The organism is Paenibacillus amylolyticus (assembly GCF_036894225.1).
Classification (GTDB): Bacteria; Bacillota; Bacilli; order Paenibacillales; family Paenibacillaceae; genus Paenibacillus; species Paenibacillus amylolyticus.
Map to the genome: position 1 here is coordinate 5,683,526 of NZ_CP145892.1, position 18,655 is coordinate 5,702,180.

Sequence of the window (18,655 nt, forward strand, 5' to 3'; positions counted from 1 at the left end):
AAAACTAGATTCGAAACGAAACATGCGATTTAGAACTTGCTATTGGATAAGCCCTCGACCGATTAGTACTGGTCAGCTCCATGCATTGCTGCACTTCCACCCCCAGCCTATCTACCTCGTCGTCTTCAAGGGGTCTTACATACTGGGAAATCTCATCTTGAGGGGGGCTTCACGCTTAGATGCTTTCAGCGTTTATCCCGTCCGTACATAGCTACCCAGCGGTGCTCCTGGCGGAACAACTGGTACACCAGCGGTACGTCCATCCCGGTCCTCTCGTACTAAGGACAGCTCCTCTCAAATTTCCTACGCCCACGACAGATAGGGACCGAACTGTCTCACGACGTTCTGAACCCAGCTCGCGTACCGCTTTAATGGGCGAACAGCCCAACCCTTGGGACCTACTTCAGCCCCAGGATGCGATGAGCCGACATCGAGGTGCCAAACCTCCCCGTCGATGTGGACTCTTGGGGGAGATAAGCCTGTTATCCCCAGGGTAGCTTTTATCCGTTGAGCGATGGCCCTTCCATGCGGTACCACCGGATCACTAAGCCCGACTTTCGTCCCTGCTCGACTTGTAGGTCTCGCAGTCAAGCTCCCTTATGCCTTTGCACTCTTCGAATGATTTCCAACCATTCTGAGGGAACCTTTGGGCGCCTCCGTTACTCTTTAGGAGGCGACCGCCCCAGTCAAACTGCCCACCTGACACTGTCCCCGCACCGGATTACGGTACCAGGTTAGAACCTAGATACGATCAGGGTGGTATCCCAACGTTGCCTCCACGCAAGCTGGCGCTCACGTTTCAAAGGCTCCCACCTATCCTGTACAGATCGTACCCAAATTCAATATCAAGCTGCAGTAAAGCTCCATGGGGTCTTTCCGTCTTGTCGCGGGTAACCTGCATCTTCACAGGTATTAAAATTTCACCGGATCTCTCGTTGAGACAGCGCCCAAGTCGTTACGCCATTCGTGCGGGTCAGAATTTACCTGACAAGGAATTTCGCTACCTTAGGACCGTTATAGTTACGGCCGCCGTTTACTGGGGCTTCGGTTCACAGCTTCGGATTGCTCCTAACCACTCCCCTTAACCTTCCAGCACCGGGCAGGCGTCAGCCCGTATACTTCGCCTTACGGCTTCGCACAGACCTGTGTTTTTGCTAAACAGTCGCTTGGGCCTTTTCACTGCGGCCCCCTCGTGCTATTCACACTACCGGGGCACCCCTTCTCCCGAAGTTACGGGGTCATTTTGCCGAGTTCCTTAACGAGAGTTCTTCCGCGCGCCTTAGAATACTCTTCTCGCCTACCTGTGTCGGTTTGCGGTACGGGCACCATCACCTGGCTAGAGGCTTTTCTTGGCAGTGTGAGATCATGACCTTCGCTACTATAATTTTCGCTCCCCATCACAGCTCAGCCTTACAATGTGCGGATTTGCCTACACATCAGCCTTACTGCTTAGACGGACATCCATCAGTCCGCGTCACTACCCTACTGCGTCCCCCCATTGCTCATAACGGCTTACGGTGGTACAGGAATTTCGACCTGTTGTCCTTCGACTACGCCTTTCGGCCTCGCCTTAGGTCCCGACTTACCCTGAGCGGACGAGCCTTCCTCAGGAACCCTTAGGCTTTCGGCGGATCAGATTCTCACTGATCTTTTCGTTACTCATACCGGCATTCTCACTTGTATAATGTCCAGCGCTCCTTACGGTACACCTTCAACCCTTATACAACGCTCCCCTACCCCTGATGCAAAGCATCAAGCCATAGCTTCGGTGGTGTGTTTAGCCCCGTTACATTTTCGGCGCAGAGTCACTCGACCAGTGAGCTATTACGCACTCTTTCAATGATGGCTGCTTCTAAGCCAACATCCTGGTTGTCTGTGCAACTCCACATCCTTTCCCACTTAACACACACTTGGGGACCTTAGCTGATGGTCTGGGCTGTTTCCCTTTTGACAATGGATCTTAGCACTCACTGTCTGACTCCCGGAAGTAAGTCTATGGCATTCGGAGTTTGACTGAGCTTGGTAACCCTTGCGGGCCCCGCACCCAATCAGTGCTCTACCTCCACGACTCTGTTTTCCGAGGCTAGCCCTAAAGCTATTTCGGGGAGAACCAGCTATCTCCGAGTTCGATTGGAATTTCTCCGCTACCCCCACCTCATCCCCGCATTTTTCAACATGCGTGGGTTCGGGCCTCCAGTGCGTGTTACCGCACCTTCACCCTGGACAGGGGTAGATCACCCGGTTTCGGGTCTACGTCCACGTACTACATCGCCCTATTCAGACTCGCTTTCGCTGCGGCTCCGGCTCTTCACCTTAACCTTGCACGGGAACGTAACTCGCCGGTTCATTCTACAAAAGGCACGCCATCACCCCTAAAACGGGCTCTGACTTTTTGTAAGCACACGGTTTCAGGTTCTATTTCACTCCCCTTCCGGGGTGCTTTTCACCTTTCCCTCACGGTACTGCTTCACTATCGGTCGCTAGGAAGTATTTAGCCTTGGCAGATGGTCCTGCCGGATTCATACGGGGTTTCACGTGCCCCGCACTACTCGGGATCCGTCTCGGAGGGAACAGACTTTCAACTACAGGGCTTTTACCTTCTTTGGCGGGCCTTTCCAGACCTCTTCGCTTAACCGGTTCCTTTGTAACTCCATGTGAGACGTCCCACAACCCCAAAGAGCAAGCTCTCTGGTTTGGGCTTCTCCGCGTTCGCTCGCCGCTACTGACGGAATCACTATTGTTTTCTCTTCCTCAGGGTACTTAGATGTTTCAGTTCCCCTGGTATGCCTCTACACAACCTATGTATTCAGTTATGAGTAACTGGAAATTACCCCAGCTGGGTTTCCCCATTCGGACACCCCCGGATCAAAGCTTGCTTACAGCTCCCCGAGGCAGTTTCGTTGTTCGCCACGTCCTTCATCGGCTCCTAGCGCCTAGGCATCCTCCGTGTGCTCTTAGTAGCTTAACCATTTTGTTCCGGTTTCGGTCGCTCGCTTCCCTTGTTTTGCTTGCGCAAAGCCAAAAGTCGCTCTCACCCGATACCCTCACAAAAGCAATTTAACTACCTTTATACACTTGACTTGTTTGCACAAGTTCAGCTTAAAGGAATGTTCTAATTCGCGTTTGTTTCGTTTCGATATCTAGTTTTCAAAGAACAAGCTCCATGCAAAAGCAAGCTGTTTTGAGAGTTTGAGCTCTCAAAACTGAGCAACGAGTGAGTAACTAGCCGACCTGGCTAGATTTTGTATTTGAATGTTTCCGTTGCAGGAAACGATTCTCCATAGAAAGGAGGTGATCCAGCCGCACCTTCCGATACGGCTACCTTGTTACGACTTCACCCCAATCATCTATCCCACCTTCGGCGGCTGGCTCCTTGCGGTTACCCCACCGACTTCGGGTGTTATAAACTCTCGTGGTGTGACGGGCGGTGTGTACAAGACCCGGGAACGTATTCACCGCGGCATGCTGATCCGCGATTACTAGCAATTCCGACTTCATGCAGGCGAGTTGCAGCCTGCAATCCGAACTGAGACCGGCTTTGTTGGGATTGGCTCCATCTCGCGATTTCGCAGCCCGTTGTACCGGCCATTGTAGTACGTGTGTAGCCCAGGTCATAAGGGGCATGATGATTTGACGTCATCCCCACCTTCCTCCGGTTTGTCACCGGCAGTCTATCTAGAGTGCCCACCCGAAGTGCTGGCAACTAAATATAAGGGTTGCGCTCGTTGCGGGACTTAACCCAACATCTCACGACACGAGCTGACGACAACCATGCACCACCTGTCTCCTCTGTCCCGAAGGAAAGATACATCTCTGCATCGATCAGAGGGATGTCAAGACCTGGTAAGGTTCTTCGCGTTGCTTCGAATTAAACCACATACTCCACTGCTTGTGCGGGTCCCCGTCAATTCCTTTGAGTTTCAGTCTTGCGACCGTACTCCCCAGGCGGAGTGCTTAATGTGTTAACTTCGGCACCAAGGGTATCGAAACCCCTAACACCTAGCACTCATCGTTTACGGCGTGGACTACCAGGGTATCTAATCCTGTTTGCTCCCCACGCTTTCGCGCCTCAGCGTCAGTTACAGCCCAGAGAGTCGCCTTCGCCACTGGTGTTCCTCCACATATCTACGCATTTCACCGCTACACGTGGAATTCCACTCTCCTCTTCTGCACTCAAGTCACCCAGTTTCCAGTGCGATCCGGGGTTGAGCCCCGGGATTAAACACCAGACTTAAATGACCGCCTGCGCGCGCTTTACGCCCAATAATTCCGGACAACGCTTGCCCCCTACGTATTACCGCGGCTGCTGGCACGTAGTTAGCCGGGGCTTTCTTCTCAGGTACCGTCACCTTGAGAGCAGTTACTCTCCCAAGCGTTCTTCCCTGGCAACAGAGCTTTACGATCCGAAAACCTTCATCACTCACGCGGCATTGCTCCGTCAGGCTTTCGCCCATTGCGGAAGATTCCCTACTGCTGCCTCCCGTAGGAGTCTGGGCCGTGTCTCAGTCCCAGTGTGGCCGATCACCCTCTCAGGTCGGCTACGCATCGTCGCCTTGGTGAGCCGTTACCTCACCAACTAGCTAATGCGCCGCAGGCCCATCCCCAAGTGACAGATTGCTCCGTCTTTCCAGTTCTCTTCAGGCGAAGAAAACAATTATTCGGTATTAGCTACCGTTTCCGGTAGTTGTCCCAAACTTGAGGGCAGGTTGCCTACGTGTTACTCACCCGTCCGCCGCTAACCATCAGAGAAGCAAGCTTCTCTTCAAGTCCGCTCGACTTGCATGTATTAGGCATGCCGCCAGCGTTCGTCCTGAGCCAGGATCAAACTCTCCAATAAAGTATTGAAAAGAGCGATAAGCTCATTTTGAATCTGACGAGATTAAAAATCTCATTTGTGCTCCAGTCGATTCAAGCCAAGGCTTGTCTCAAACTTTCGCGTTCATTCTGCAAGCAGAATGTTTACTCACTCGTTGTTCAGTTTTCAAAGATCAAACACGATTTGTTTCACTTCTTTTTTCGTCTCAACCAAGTTTCGGCGGCGACTTAAATAATGTAACACATTTCGTTTGTTTTCGTCAAGAACTTTTTTTAATTTCTTTTTTGAAGCTTTAGTTCTTCACTTTTCCTCTGAAGAATTTATCGTTTGTTGGCGATAATCTCGTTTGAGGAACGAAATATAATGTATCATATATCGTGAATGAGAGTCAACATCTTTTTATAAATTATTAAACAAACAAAAAAGGAAGGTTTCCCCTCCCTTATGTTATCAATATAATGTCAGGCCTCTGGAGAAGGTTATGCCTCAATCCAATACCGAATCTCCCGGCCCTCTCCTCCGATTGATGGCCATCCTGCCGATTCTTTTACAATAGAACGAAAGACCAGCTTACGTATTACCAAAGGCAGATCTTCTCGAACAAATCTTAACTGTGGATGATGAACAAGTTCATTCATGCTCCACGGCTCCTTGCGACTTCTTAACACACGCAGCAGCAGTTCTGAGCATTCACTCATTTTGGACATTACGGAAAACTCACAGGCAAGCAGGACAAGCTCTACTCGCTGCTCCAGCGTCTCCGAGCTTACGGTAAGCTCTTGATATAGTTTCCATAAAGCGCGATCCAGATTCTGCACATGTGTCCAGACGGCATGATCCGGGTATATCCCCTGTTCAATCAATACAATTCTTGCCCAGTTCCCCAGAGCCTCTAATACATTGTAGTAGGCATCTACAACATGACCTTCCTGAATATGACGTTTGGCCTCCACATACATTCTCAAGAAACTGGTGAATTCATGAAGCAGCTTCTGCTCACGCAATTCTGCCCCAAAGGTAGACAGTTCTTCTCGCAAATCACTTAAGGCGCTGTCCGCTTCCCAAATAATCTCACCTTCAATCAGACACTGGGTGAGATTATTATGATTCCCGGTTACTACACTACTCTTTAATTCATGACGGCTCGCATAGATCATCTGATAACGAAGATCACCATATCTGTAATGTCCCACCGTCGACTTCAATTGATCATCATTATGAACAACAAGTACTAATAATTCGAAATCTTGAATTAGGGAGCCGTGGAATCGCTCTCCCGGGTGGGAATAAGCGATAGCCCCAACTGCCCCTGTCTCTTCCGACTGTTCGGACAAAAAAGCAAGGTTCTTTAATTCCACGATTCCCTCCATACATTTCATGGCAGATAAGCGCCAAGTCAGTTATAATGTAATTCTACATCCAGACTGAAGTTTCCTTCTTTTCCAGGTCCAATACTACTCATACGATAGGAGCATTTTTCATGATTTTTAAATCAGCAAAAATTAATGCTTTTCGCACTTGGGGATTACTACTGACCATGCTAGGTATGGGCCTAATGATACTGGGAACAGCCGGGATTGTTTTCTGGGGACATGCAGGCAAGGTATTCGCAGCTGTAGGACTCGTCATCGGACTGATTGCCATGATGGCCAGTCTAGCCATTTATTTCTGGGCGGGTATGCTCTCCACCAGCGCAGTACAAGTCGACTGTCCGGAATGCGGGAAGTTAACCAAAATGCTCGGCAAAACGGATCGGTGTATGTTCTGTCATACCATCCTCACCCTGGACCCTAATAAGGCCAACATGACCAGTCAACAACTGAAAGCGCCTTCTACAACAGTTCCCCCCACCGATGGTTAGCACGATATGATCTCCAACCGCTAAATGTCTTTTACCTTAATTTCATTGAAGAACAAAAAAAAGGCCCGGTATGTTTACCGGACCTTTTTGCACTTGGCTTATAAGTGAGCTCTTGTTGCTGTTATCAATAGCTAAGATATAAAGTTAAGTTATAAGTTCTACGACCAATAAAACGGTAGACTGCACGTATGATGGTACCTAAGGAGAAAATTTGAACTTAGTGAAAATAAATTGGAGCACGCAGACACTCTGAGTTCGAGTAAATTATTTCTGGTAACCAGCCTGCTTTAATACCTCCCATGCAGAAGCATTAGCAAAACTCCGATTCCACGCAGCTACTCCGCCCAGCTTCAGCGAAGCAATCAAATCCACACGCGCCTGAAGGGACACGGCATCTTCGATCCATATTTTCTTGGTAGCTCCGTCTTCCTTATATTCTACATAGTTCTGTCCACTTGCCTGATCCAGTTCAGGTTTGAGTTTCTTCTCTTGGATCAGCTCCACAATGGCATTCATGCCCACCGCTTTGGAAGACACTTTAACCTCACCCTGATCATTCGTCTCTTCCGTCCATATCCGGGTATAGAGCGGAACCGCCATGATCAACTTGTTAGAAGGGACTTCATCCTCCTCAAGTATGCGTCTCATGGAAGCCTCGGTCCAAGGCAGAGATGCTACCGAACCTGCCTTGGGACTGGCCGCCCAATGTTCATCATAAGCCATCACAATAACATAGTCTGCAAAAGAACCTAATGCACGGCGATCCAGAAAGGCAGACCACATCTCACTGTTTGATTTTGGTGTTACATCAATTGATAACATCAATCCATGTATACGAGCCATCGCCTTGATCTCGCGCACAAACTGCGTAATATTCGGCCCGTCATCGGTATACACGTTCTCAAAATCGATGTTGATACCATCCAGTTGATACGTCTGTGCATACTCTAACATCTGCTCAATAATATGAGTGCGTGTCTCGTAAGAAGCTACAGCTTCTTTTGTAACGTCCGGATCAAAGCTGTTATCCATGAGTCCCCATACTTCCATACCCGAACGGTGAGCCCAGTTCACATAAGCTTGGTTTCCCTTGCTTTTCACAGTGCCCTGTCCATCCGTAATATGAAACCATGTGGGGCTGACCACATTCACACCTGGCATTTTACCGATAGAGCCCACATCAGGCTGACGATTGTACACGGCTTCCCAAACCAAATTTACCGGTTTATTCTGCCACTTCTTCTCTGCTGCAGTCAGCGTATACTTGGGCAAGTCCACCTTCTTTTTCTCGGTGAGGACAATATAATCATTATCTACATATCCGGCATATCCATTATCGAGTTGAACAAAACTCTGTTTATCACCCGTCTGCCATACACGTACCCGTGCATCCTTTTCCATGTCGGCAATGATTGGTGAGGATTCTCCACCACGTTTATATAACGGCACCGTTTTGTCGGCTTTGGATGATAACGTATCAATCTCTGCATACTGTATCATGTCTCCACCACGCATCAGCAGCACAGCACCTGTTACTGAATCTTCCTGTACGGTTATGCCATATACTTCTTTCAAAGGTTTGAGCGGAATATAGGCTTCTCCGTCCTTAACCTCAGGCTTAACTGTCATAGGATAATCTTTGTGATTAAGTTCTGCTTGTGTGCTTCCATCTTTCATATGAAGGACTCGCTGAGGAGAGGCAATAATGATATCTCCCGATTCTGATTCATAACGTATGCCTGCATCAATCGCTTCTTGCAGCACATCTACAGGCAACTTGAGTTGATCTCCTGTACCCAGAGCGTCTCCATCCATCAGTTGCCCATCTACAAAAATAGGCTGGCTTCTTCCTACCCAGTCGGGGTCTTCATGGATCTGGTTCAACCATACATTTGTTATAAGCCAGTAAGCCCCCCCGGCGATCAGACAAGCCCCGAGAAAACCGGGCCAAAATGAACGTCGCTTCTGACGTGTATATCTGCTTTTTCTACCCAAACGTCTACCTCCGTTAATTATGCTGATCATAAGGATGTGCGCATAAGTTGTTATAAAGATGAGCATTTTGCATAAATGCTAAAAAAAAACGTGAAGAATCCATACTGAATTCTGCACGTTAATATTGTAATTCAACTCTCTTAATCCCTGCAACTTTTGCAAACGCCATATACTTCCAATCGGTGACCGTGTACTTCGAATCCTGTACTAGACTCCGCCTGAAGCTCTACACTTTTGAGTGAAGGATAGCTGAAGTCTTCAATCTTGCCGCATTGATCACAGATAACATGATAATGATCCGTCACATTGGCATCGAAGCGACTTGAATTATCTCCGTATGTCAATTCCCGGACCATGCCAGCTTCCAGAAACATCTTCAAATTATTATATACCGTTGCCACGCTCATACTGGGAAATTGGGGTTCAAGGGCTCGGTAAATTTCATCGGCTGTCGGATGCCCCATGGATTCCATCAGATAGTTCAATATGGCATGACGCTGGGGTGTAATACGGACACCGGTCGTTTTCAGATGCTCCAACGCATGTTGGACACGTGTTGCCATAAAACCCACCGCCTTACCTTTCATTCTCTGGTGAAGAGTAAGTTACTGTCTCCTCGCTCAGAGTTGATTCCCGGCCATTAAGAACGACAATCCATCTTTCATGCCGTGTAATCTTGCCAGTGTACATTTATTGTACGGCGATTACAAGTTTATTGTCAACGCGGCAGTCAAGGAACCTCTGTAGAATCCTCCTGGGAATTTGGTCCGTCCTCGGTAGTCTGTTCCAGATTCTCAGCCGTATCTTCAGAATCAGGTGTAACTGTTTCAGGCGTAGATACAGCCGGGTTACTCTGAATGGTGAGATCACTGTTGCCTTCAATTTTCACCCTGTACTCGCCCTCACCGAGCTGGCCTTCTATGGTTTTATTCTGTACTTTGAACGGCAGATCCGTACTTAGATCTCCATAACTGCTGGAACCCGCAAGACTGTAGTCTCCACGATCAGGAAGTAATACGTTAATGGCTCCCACCGCACTGTACACATCCCAGTCCCCTCCGACTTTGGTAGATACGATGTTAATACTGCCATTAAGTGATTGGGCTTTGATTCCCAGATTGGCTCCATCCAGCGTAATATTGCCGTTGCGTGTCTCTGCGATGAATTCACCAACGGAGTCCGCAATACTGATACTTCCCACTTGTGTAGCAAGATCTACATCGCCGGAAATACCGCGAGCCTTCATATCTCCACGGTTACTGTCCAGATCGACATTACCTATGGCGTTGGCTACAATGACATCTCCGTTCAACGTTTTCCCGGAGATATCTCCAACAGCATTGGTAATCCGGATACGTCCGTTACCTGTTTCGGCCAGTATGGTACTAATGGCTTCCGGACGATTTAATAATATGGCTCCATTGGAAGTTCGAATATCCAGATTAAAACGACGATCATCCGGGATCGTTATGGTAAGATTCATACGCGGCTGCGTTTTTTCATTGTCTCCATACGTCTTGCCTGTAGCTTTGATATAAATTACTTTTGTACCATCGGCCTCTACAAAAGAGGCTGCTGCAACGGCCTTTGCCTGTACTTCCGTCGTCTGATCTACCCAGATCACCGTCCGTACTTCAATCTCATCCGTATCTCCGCGTTGTACCGAGATATCTCCGTTGACACCTTCGACCACCAGATCTGACGTATCCATGCGAACAGGTACACGAATCGTGCCCTTATCCTCCATATACCCTGCCGCTTGACTGTAGTCCATGGATGCCGCTCCGAGATTTAGACTCACTCTATTCCATAAGTGCATGTAGTGATCCTGCTCGGTGACGATAAATACGGAAGCTGCCAAAATCAGTGAGGTTAGAATGCCTTTGGCATCGGGTCTGAAACGTACTTTGATTTGCTCATCAGGATTGCTCGGGTTATCCGATTGCACCTTGTTTCTTCTGCGTGTCCACAGGAACAGCACAATATATTCAACACCCAAAACAACGAGCAAAAATGGCCACCAGTCCACCATCTCATATACGTAGTCAGTTCCCCACCGTTTATCCAAAATCAACAGCACACCGACCGCTATGATTAAGGCGGCAGCCGTATAGCGGCCAACCCGGACTTTACGGTTCATCACGTTCCCTCCTTGTATCGTTTCCACTACATTTTTTTCTTGTTCAACATCACCCAGAACTCACGACCAAACAGAAGCAAACCGCCTACGATCATGAGAACCGCAAATGAATATCCGCCGTACATGGCGAGAAGCTCTTGAAACCAACGTGGTTTGCGGAAAAAAAGTACCATTAAAGATCCTCCCACAATCAGAAGTAATCCAAACGATATGCCTCTCTCCCAGACCATCATTGCATCTCGTGTAGAACGTTCATTGGTTATCGGCTTGTCCGAAGTTGCCTGGGTTACTGCTCTACGTCTGCGCATCATGACCCAATCCGCAGATTGCAACACATCATATACATTGTAAAAGTAAATAACCGGAATACACAAAGCCAGTAAGATGAGCAATGGCACATTAATCTGTATACCAATAGATGAGAAGTACAACACCGCTGACAGATCAAGCAAAACAAGCAGCATAAAGGTCAAACCCCTCATGTACAATCTCAGATAAATATGACCCAGGCCAGGAATAATGGCACTCAGTAATCCCGCAATAAACTTGTGAGTCCGATTTCTGACCGGTTTGGTCTGAACTGTACGAGTCTTTTGGTTCAATTGACGTCTCCGTTTCATAACATACTCCTCTCTTCTGATCTGACCTTCCGCTCTTCATGCATTTGGTTAGATAGTACCCTAAAGAGCAAGGAGAGTAACTGGAAGAAATATGGATATGACCAAAAACCCTCCGGCACTACTGGCCTGGGGAGGGTTGTAATTCATTATTCGATCGACACCTTGGTAACGTGTTCCCATTGTCTTAACTTGGATACCAAGCCTACCGTTTGGAAATCATGCGGTACCTGAACATGTAACACAATCTCAATTTTACGTTCAACCGACACCATCTCTGCGTAGGCCAAGTCTTGTTCATTCACGGTAATTTTACGAATTTTGATCTTCTCCTGCTCCATACATGAAGACAGTTGTTCGAGAAAACCGGGTTCTGACAAGGTATGAAGTGTAACAACATGCAGTTTGTTCCCTCGTAGATACCTTAGCTCTAATTTGTTAAATACCCAGAGATTAAGCAATACCAGAACGGTGGATACGATAGAGGCAAAAAAGAATCCCGCACCTGCTGCGAGCCCAATGGCTGCAACAACCCAGATTGAAGCAGCTGTAGTCAGTCCGGTAATGGATTTTCCCGTGAAGAGAATTGTCCCTGCTCCCAGGAATCCGACACCAGTAATTACAGCAGTAGCCAAACGCGCTGGATCGATCCTTACATTTAATTCATTAGCAAAATCTTTAAAGCCATAAACAGATAACATCATGATCAGTGCAGAGCCAAGACATACCAGGATATGGGTACGCAAACCAGCAGCATGATTGGACCGTTCCCGCTCCAGGCCTACGAGCCCTCCAAGCAGCATAGCCAGCAATAATCGTAATAAAATGTGCCACTCATCAATGAACCAGGGATCGCCCAAAGTCGGTATTCCTCCTCAAGTTGTTAATATTATTAAAGTTTATTCTTGTGAAAAGTCGTTAATTCCACTCCAGGTGCAATCTGTGTGACCTCCACGGGATTAAAACCAAATTTGGTGTACAGATTCACTGCGGGTTGATTCAACGTTCCTGTGGAGACGATATAACGCGGAAGATCCGCATGCTGTTCCAACACATACGTCATCAAAGATGCCGCAATTCCCTTGCGAAAGTGATCCGGGTGCACCATCATTCGTGTAATGGTCAGTGTATTCTCCTCTTCCTCCGCTACAGCGACAGCCCCGATAAGCTCTCCGTCATTATGGATACAACCATAAAAACTCTCTCCACAATCCCGAAGTGTCTCCATCGTATCCATCAAAGGAGGAATCTCCTGAAATCCGATGATTTCGGCTTCCAATCGATAAGCTACATGTTGTAGTCTCCATAACTGTCCCAACGTCTCCAGATCACTCAGTGACAATGGTTGAATGTTCATATCCGTTCCCCCGTCCGAAATACATTTGTATCTATCAATACCAAAAAGAGGCTGTCACAGGGACGAGCCTCTTTCTGTCCGGCCTCACCGGAAGGATTAGCGGTTCAGTACATCTGCAAGCAGTTGGTTGGCTAGAGCGGGATTCGCCTTGCCTTTACTTTCTTTCATAACCTGACCAACAAGGAAGCCAATGGCTTTTTGTTTACCAGCTTTATAGTCTTCCACGGATTGAGGATTATTCGCTACAACCTGCTCAACGATGGCAAGAATGGCGCCTTCATCACTAATCTGCACAAGACCCTTCTCTTCAACGATCTGCTGTGGAAGCTTGCCGCTCTCCAGCATTTCCTTGAATACCGTTTTGGCGATTTTGCTGTTAATAGTGCCCTTCTCCAGCAGTCCGATCATTTCACCCAAACCTTGACCTGTCAGTGGAACTTGAGTCACTTCAAGGTTGCTCGTATTCAAGTAACCCAGCAAGTCGCCCATGATCCAGTTGGATACGGACTTCGCATCCTGAGTGTATTTCAGACTATCTTCAAAAAGATCTGCCACAGCTTTGGAGGAAGTAATAACCTCTGCATCATAACTAGGCAATCCATAATCAGCCGTGTAACGCGCCTTACGCTCGTCTGGAAGCTCAGGTATGGTAGCTCTGATCCGCTCTTTCCAGGCTTCGTCAATATGCAAATTCACCAGATCCGGGTCCGGGAAATAACGATAGTCATGCGCCTGTTCCTTACCACGCATCGACAGTGTTTTCCCTTGAGCTTCGTCCCAGCGACGCGTCTCCTGAACCACTTCGCCGCCATCATCCAGAATCTCAGCCTGACGATATTGTTCATACTCCAGACCACGTTGAACACCACGGAAGGAGTTCATGTTCTTCAGTTCAGCTCTTGTTCCCAGCTTCTCCTGTCCATGTGGACGCAAACTGATGTTAGCGTCACAACGCAGTGAACCTTCCTCCATCTTCACGTCCGATACATCACAGTACTGCATGATTGCACGCATTTTTTCAAGATACGCACGTGCCTCTTCCGGAGAAGAAATCTCAGGTTCGGATACAATCTCCACCAGTGGAGTACCGACACGGTTAAAGTCCACTAAAGACGCGTAGCCGCCATCGATATGCGTAAGCTTCCCTGCATCTTCTTCCAAGTGAAGACGCGTGATGCCGATTCGTTTCGTTTCACCATTCACTTCGATATCAATCCAGCCATTCTCACCGATCGGTTGATCGAATTGAGAGATCTGATAGGCTTTGGGTGAATCAGGGTAAAAGTAGTTTTTACGGTCAAACTTGCTGACATCAGCAATCGTACAATTCAGGGCCATCGCTGCCTTCATGGCGTAGTCTACCGCCTGACGATTCAATACAGGCAGTACACCCGGATGTCCGAGACAGACCGGGCAGGTATGCGTATTCGGCGGAGCTCCAAAAGCTGTGGAGCAGCCACAGAAAATTTTGGAGTTGGTATGCAACTCCACGTGGACTTCAAGTCCAACGACCGTTTCATATTTAGATGCGGACATTTCTATATTCCTCCGTTCCGGGCAGTCTACAGCTGCGGACGCTGCTTGTGGAATTCTGTATTTTGTTCAAACGCATGCGCTACACGCAATACGGTTGTTTCATCAAAGGCTTTACCGATAATCTGCAGACCAACAGGCAATCCATCCGAGAATCCACATGGAATGCTAACAGCAGGTACACCAGCAAGGTTAACCGGAATAGTCAAAATATCGTTCAGATACATCGTAAGTGGATCATCCACCTGTGAACCCAGTTTGAACGCCGTAGTTGGCGCAGTTGGTCCGATAATCACATCATATTTGGCAAATACATTGTCGAAATCCTGTTTGATCAATGTACGTACCTTCTGTGCTTTCAGATAATAGGCATCATAGTAACCCGAGCTGAGTGCATACGTTCCGAGCATGATACGTCGTTTCACTTCCGGACCAAAGCCTTGACTGCGGGACTGATGGTACAGATCCAGCAAGTTATCCGGATTGTCAGCACGCACGCCATAACGTACACCATCAAATCGAGCCAAGTTGGAAGAAGCCTCTGAAGATGCCAGCAGGTAATACGTAGCCACCGCATATTCGGTATGCGGAAGGGATACTTCTTCCCATGTTGCCCCGAGCCCTTCAAGAACTTTCAATGCAGACAAAACTGTCTCTTTCACTTGTGGATCTACGCCTTCACCGATGTATTCTTTCGGAACGGCAATGCGAAGCCCTTTAACATCACCTGTCAGTCCACTCAAATAATCCGGGATCTCTACTTTTGCAGATGTCGAATCTTTGGCGTCATAACCAGCAATGGCCTGCAATACATAAGCAGAATCTTCAACATTTTTCGTCAAAGGACCAATCTGATCCAGGGATGATGCAAATGCAACCAATCCAAAGCGGGAAACAAGTCCGTACGTCGGCTTCAATCCAACAACACCGCAATACGAAGCAGGCTGTCTGATGGAGCCACCTGTATCTGATCCAAGCGTGAAGTATGCTTCTCCCGCAGCTACAGCTGCTGCCGAACCACCGCTGGAACCTCCTGGAACACGATCAAGTGCCCATGGATTACGTACAGGGGAGAAACTTGAATTCTCATTGGAGCCGCCCATGGCGAATTCGTCCATGTTGAGTTTACCAATAGTTACGGTGTCCGCAGCTTTCAATTTCTCGACAACTGTCGCGTCATACACCGGGTCGAAATTACGAAGGAATTGGCTACCACACGTCGTGCGCAGTCCGTTCGTAACGATGTTATCCTTAATACCTACAGGCAGACCAAAAAGCAAACCTTTCTCCTCGCCGCTAACCAGACGGTCATCCAGTTGACGTGCACGAGCGCGTGCTTTTTCTTCATCCAGTGCCAAATATGCCTTAACTTTATCATCATGCGCGCCAATGTTCTGATACGCCTGATCCACCAAATCGCTGACCGACAGCTCTTTGGCATGCAGCTTGTTATGTAAATCAGGCAACGATTGTTCAAATAAACTCACAGTTTTTGTCCTCCTTCCGGTTATCCGTTATTCCATTACTGCAGGCACTTTAAACTGCCCGTCTTCTTCTTCCGGTGCATTGCGCATCACCTGTTCAATCGACAGGCTTTCTTTGGTCTCATCTTCACGCATAACATTGCTTACGTGCAGAACGTGAGTGGTGGGCTCGATGTCTTCTGTATCCAGCTCATTCAGCTTTTCTGCATATTTTAAAATCGCGTTCAGCTGACCTGTCAGGGTCTGTTCTTCTTCAGCAGTCAAGTTGAGCCGGGCCAGCTTGGCCACATGCTGAACGTCATTATTCGAAATACTCATTAGCGGATGCCTCCTTCATTCGTTCTGATTCCCGAAACGACCTGAAACGAATCGCTCGTTTAACGGGCTAAAGTCTCAAGATAACTTTTTTCATTATAGGTGAGATAGTTCGACAATTCAATGCAAATGACCTGACAGGCTTCCCGGAAGCTAAAATCAAACTTATAAAATAAAAAAGAGCCGGCATCAGCCGACTCTTAAAATTCTAAATCCATGCACGCAGATTAACCTGCTTTATAAAATCCGCCTGTGACATAACATCGTTCGCGGTTTCCTCTTCCTCTTCCACAGCTTGAAAATCTCCGTTCATCAGATGATGAAACAGCTTCTCATTGTGTGTCGCAAGGGCGTAATCTATCAACGCTTCTCGCTCGACCCGCTCAGCTTCCTGCTTCAGCAGAACCTCTTCCAGATCGACGTCGCCGGATGGAACAAAAAAGTTCCGGTTCACCTGCGGCACTCGAAGCACGTAATCGAACGCATTGTCCGGATTCCGGTCATAAGCGATGATGAAACCATATTCCCCCACAGGAAGATTCTGCTCAAACGCATCCGCGACGATGACAACCTTCTCTCCTAATCGCAGCATCGTCTAACCTCCTGGTAGTCTATCATTAATATTTATTTGTATAGTCTACTAGAAAAGAATAACGATGTCTAGGAATACTAGAATTAAACAACATATTTGTGCAAAATCTTTTTTCCATTTTTAAAATGATGTTATTTCTGATTCCGTACACCTGGCTTGCGCTGTGATCGAATCACGACAAACCAATATATGATGAGCGGCGTGGGAAATCCTGTGATGCCCCATAATCCCCATAACCAAGGGAAACGTCCACGTCTGCGTGCGTCCTGAAAAATCCATGTGCCCTGAACCAGAAGAAAAATGCCAAGCAATGTAAGCCACAGTGGAGAAATCTCATCCAATGAATAATGCATTTTATTCATGATGAACCTCCTTCCGGCGCCGTCCGGCCCAGATTACAACCAAAATCACCGCAACAGCTGTACCAAGAGCCTGAATTCCCAGATATAGAGCTGGAGCAGATACGAAAAATAATGCACTAAAGGTAATCGCAAGCAATCCAACCAACCAAAAACATATCATCTCGCTCCAATTGGCTCGACGTCTAATCTGTCTCCGTTCCCTGACTTGGGCTTCAAGTGCACCCAAAGAAGGAATACTTGTCGGCTCAAATGCATCATCCAGCACTTTCATGTGTTGCTGCAATCGTTCTACAACTTCTTGTTCTTGTGCATCATCTGATCTGCTCATCCTTATTCCAGCTCCTTTCTTAACTGACGGAGACCATAAGCTGTACGTGACTTCACCGTTCCCGCAGGAATACTCAGCATTTCCCCGATCTCGTCATACCCGTATCCATAATAATGCTTCAGTAACACTGCAACACGATGTTCGGGTGTCAGTCTTGTCATTGCATCCATGACATCTGTCCATTCTTCATTCCGAGTCTCAAGCTGCCAGCGGAATCGACGTACAGCCTGATCCCGGATGAGAGTAAGCCAGTTCTGTTCTCTCTTCTTACGTCTTGTCTTATCGATATAGATGCGAGTCGCAATGGTGATCATCCATGATGAAAAGGCAGACGTGCCATCATATCGATGGATATTTTCCATACAACGAATCATCGTATCCTGCACCGTCTCTTCTGCGAGGTTAGCGTCCATCGCCACTTTGACAAGATACTTATACACAAACGTGTAGTGACGTTGCAACAACGCTGCGAGTGCGCTATCGTCTCCCGATACTGCTCTGCGTACCTCTTCCAGCTCAGCTGCCTTTATCATGAAATCACCTGCTTCCCGTTCAATCTGGAGTTAATACGACAGGCTCTGCAAAAACGTTCAATGGAATCAAAAAAAAATTAAACCCGACAATTTCCCGGGCAATCAGACTTGATTCCGGTAATCTTGCAGCTTGTCGAACCACGGTTGGTTGCGGGCTCCGTTTCTTAAAACACGGCTTGCCCATATATTCTGCTGAGACTTCACCACTTCATTGGTCACGCTAGGGTTATGTATTAAAGCTCGCTCAGTACCTGTTTCTCTTTTCCCACTTTCCAATATGCGACGGTTTTCTTCAATGATCGGATAATCGACACGCTGATTCAACGGAATAACTCTTGTTTTCTCCACTTTGATATCCCCCACTCTCATGATCTATATAAGTTGAACTAAAGATTATTTACACTGACACTACGATGACAGAATAACCTTCCAATCGCTGTTATCCCCAGATTTTTTGATTCCCTTTTCTTAAAGTGAAAATCCGGTGATAGCGTATGCTTCCGATGCAGCTTTCTTTCAGAAAGCTTTTAGGCGAAGTGTATGCTTTCGGAGTAGCTTTCTTTCAGAAAGCTTGTAGCTTCGCTTTTTCAGGTTTTTTCTGTCCTCTCCGTTATCCTGTAAATGATTAGTTCAACTTATATACTATTTTTCTTAAACTCATCATTTCTAAATCAACCTGTACTTGCTGCTAACTTGCTATTGGTCTAAAACTGGCTTGTGAT

At 47.4% G+C, this 18,655-nt stretch carries 16 protein-coding genes and 2 rRNA genes; 1 reads left to right on the top strand and 17 read right to left on the bottom strand.

Going from position 1 to position 18,655, the window contains the following annotated elements:
- Window positions 1-42 precede the first annotated feature (42 nt).
- From V6668_RS25280 to V6668_RS25290, 3 genes are all read right to left on the bottom strand, one after another.
- Window positions 43-2,968, bottom strand: a 23S ribosomal RNA gene (locus tag V6668_RS25280).
- 316 nt (window positions 2,969-3,284) lie between these two features.
- Window positions 3,285-4,837: ribosomal RNA gene (locus tag V6668_RS25285) — 16S ribosomal RNA — on the bottom strand.
- Together the 16S and 23S rRNA genes form the textbook arrangement of a ribosomal RNA operon.
- Before the next feature lie 458 nt (window positions 4,838-5,295).
- Window positions 5,296-6,174 (bottom strand): nucleotidyltransferase-like protein, encoded by an 879-nt coding sequence (locus tag V6668_RS25290; RefSeq protein WP_036667991.1) that lies wholly within the window; start codon window positions 6,172-6,174, stop codon window positions 5,296-5,298.
- 122 nt (window positions 6,175-6,296) lie between these two features.
- Between V6668_RS25290 and V6668_RS25295 the strand changes: the two genes are divergently transcribed.
- Window positions 6,297-6,677 (top strand): DUF2614 family zinc ribbon-containing protein, encoded by a 381-nt coding sequence (locus V6668_RS25295; protein WP_076319627.1) that lies wholly within the window; start codon window positions 6,297-6,299, stop codon window positions 6,675-6,677.
- Window positions 6,678-6,941: 264 nt separating this feature from the next.
- Here the strand turns inward: V6668_RS25295 and V6668_RS25300 are convergent, their stop codons facing one another.
- From V6668_RS25300 to V6668_RS25365, 14 genes are all read right to left on the bottom strand, one after another.
- The gene (locus tag V6668_RS25300) at window positions 6,942-8,672 is read right to left on the bottom strand and encodes a glycosyl hydrolase family 18 protein (RefSeq protein ID WP_036607047.1); all 1,731 of its coding nucleotides are present in this window, start codon (window positions 8,670-8,672) and stop codon (window positions 6,942-6,944) included.
- A 140-nt stretch (window positions 8,673-8,812) separates the two neighbouring features.
- The gene (gene perR, locus V6668_RS25305; protein ID WP_026081471.1) at window positions 8,813-9,235 is read right to left on the bottom strand and encodes a peroxide-responsive transcriptional repressor PerR; all 423 of its coding nucleotides are present in this window, start codon (window positions 9,233-9,235) and stop codon (window positions 8,813-8,815) included.
- Window positions 9,236-9,402: 167 nt separating this feature from the next.
- Complete coding sequence (locus V6668_RS25310) at window positions 9,403-10,812, bottom strand: DUF4097 family beta strand repeat-containing protein (RefSeq protein ID WP_036667994.1); 1,410 nt, start codon at window positions 10,810-10,812, stop codon at window positions 9,403-9,405.
- A 26-nt stretch (window positions 10,813-10,838) separates the two neighbouring features.
- A complete protein-coding gene (locus V6668_RS25315; RefSeq protein WP_036667995.1) occupies window positions 10,839-11,432 on the bottom strand; it encodes a hypothetical protein in 594 nt (197 codons plus the stop codon).
- A 146-nt stretch (window positions 11,433-11,578) separates the two neighbouring features.
- Window positions 11,579-12,289 (bottom strand): MgtC/SapB family protein, encoded by a 711-nt coding sequence (locus V6668_RS25320; protein WP_017692302.1) that lies wholly within the window; start codon window positions 12,287-12,289, stop codon window positions 11,579-11,581.
- A gap of 32 nt (window positions 12,290-12,321) precedes the next feature.
- Window positions 12,322-12,786 (bottom strand): GNAT family N-acetyltransferase, encoded by a 465-nt coding sequence (locus V6668_RS25325; RefSeq protein WP_076319628.1) that lies wholly within the window; start codon window positions 12,784-12,786, stop codon window positions 12,322-12,324.
- A gap of 96 nt (window positions 12,787-12,882) precedes the next feature.
- The gene (gatB, locus tag V6668_RS25330; protein ID WP_036667996.1) at window positions 12,883-14,322 is read right to left on the bottom strand and encodes an Asp-tRNA(Asn)/Glu-tRNA(Gln) amidotransferase subunit GatB; all 1,440 of its coding nucleotides are present in this window, start codon (window positions 14,320-14,322) and stop codon (window positions 12,883-12,885) included.
- A 26-nt stretch (window positions 14,323-14,348) separates the two neighbouring features.
- Window positions 14,349-15,806, bottom strand: coding sequence for an Asp-tRNA(Asn)/Glu-tRNA(Gln) amidotransferase subunit GatA (gatA, locus tag V6668_RS25335; protein ID WP_076319629.1), 1,458 nt, complete (start codon window positions 15,804-15,806; stop codon window positions 14,349-14,351).
- 27 nt (window positions 15,807-15,833) lie between these two features.
- Window positions 15,834-16,121, bottom strand: a complete 288-nt coding sequence (gatC, locus tag V6668_RS25340; RefSeq protein WP_036607033.1) for an Asp-tRNA(Asn)/Glu-tRNA(Gln) amidotransferase subunit GatC — start codon at window positions 16,119-16,121, stop codon at window positions 15,834-15,836.
- A 205-nt stretch (window positions 16,122-16,326) separates the two neighbouring features.
- Window positions 16,327-16,710 carry a hypothetical protein gene (locus V6668_RS25345; protein ID WP_024631336.1) on the bottom strand — a complete coding sequence of 128 codons (384 nt, stop codon included), beginning with the start codon at window positions 16,708-16,710 and terminating at the stop codon, window positions 16,327-16,329.
- A gap of 131 nt (window positions 16,711-16,841) precedes the next feature.
- Complete coding sequence (locus V6668_RS25350) at window positions 16,842-17,072, bottom strand: hypothetical protein (RefSeq protein WP_179088694.1); 231 nt, start codon at window positions 17,070-17,072, stop codon at window positions 16,842-16,844.
- Complete coding sequence (locus V6668_RS25355) at window positions 17,065-17,400, bottom strand: YxlC family protein (protein ID WP_338707009.1); 336 nt, start codon at window positions 17,398-17,400, stop codon at window positions 17,065-17,067. Before V6668_RS25355 ends, V6668_RS25350 begins: the two co-directional genes overlap by 8 nt.
- Window positions 17,401-17,402: 2 nt before the next feature.
- The gene (gene sigY / locus V6668_RS25360) at window positions 17,403-17,933 is read right to left on the bottom strand and encodes an RNA polymerase sigma factor SigY (protein WP_076319631.1); all 531 of its coding nucleotides are present in this window, start codon (window positions 17,931-17,933) and stop codon (window positions 17,403-17,405) included.
- A gap of 102 nt (window positions 17,934-18,035) precedes the next feature.
- Complete coding sequence (locus V6668_RS25365; protein ID WP_076319632.1) at window positions 18,036-18,281, bottom strand: hypothetical protein; 246 nt, start codon at window positions 18,279-18,281, stop codon at window positions 18,036-18,038.
- Between the last annotated feature and the right edge of the window lie 374 nt (window positions 18,282-18,655).

Coding starts and splice junctions, on each gene's coding strand:
- V6668_RS25295 (WP_076319627.1), top strand. CDS start 6,297: ATGATTTTTAAATCAGCAAAAATTAATGCTTTTCGCACTTGGGGATTA.
- gatC (WP_036607033.1), bottom strand. CDS start 16,121: ATGAGTATTTCGAATAATGACGTTCAGCATGTGGCCAAGCTGGCCCGG.
- V6668_RS25345 (WP_024631336.1), bottom strand. CDS start 16,710: ATGCTGCGATTAGGAGAGAAGGTTGTCATCGTCGCGGATGCGTTTGAG.
- V6668_RS25350 (WP_179088694.1), bottom strand. CDS start 17,072: ATGAATAAAATGCATTATTCATTGGATGAGATTTCTCCACTGTGGCTT.
- perR (WP_026081471.1), bottom strand. CDS start 9,235: ATGGCAACACGTGTCCAACATGCGTTGGAGCATCTGAAAACGACCGGT.
- V6668_RS25355 (WP_338707009.1), bottom strand. CDS start 17,400: ATGAGCAGATCAGATGATGCACAAGAACAAGAAGTTGTAGAACGATTG.
- V6668_RS25310 (WP_036667994.1), bottom strand. CDS start 10,812: ATGAACCGTAAAGTCCGGGTTGGCCGCTATACGGCTGCCGCCTTAATC.
- gatB (WP_036667996.1), bottom strand. CDS start 14,322: ATGTCCGCATCTAAATATGAAACGGTCGTTGGACTTGAAGTCCACGTG.
- sigY (WP_076319631.1), bottom strand. CDS start 17,933: ATGATAAAGGCAGCTGAGCTGGAAGAGGTACGCAGAGCAGTATCGGGA.
- V6668_RS25325 (WP_076319628.1), bottom strand. CDS start 12,786: ATGAACATTCAACCATTGTCACTGAGTGATCTGGAGACGTTGGGACAG.
- V6668_RS25315 (WP_036667995.1), bottom strand. CDS start 11,432: ATGAAACGGAGACGTCAATTGAACCAAAAGACTCGTACAGTTCAGACC.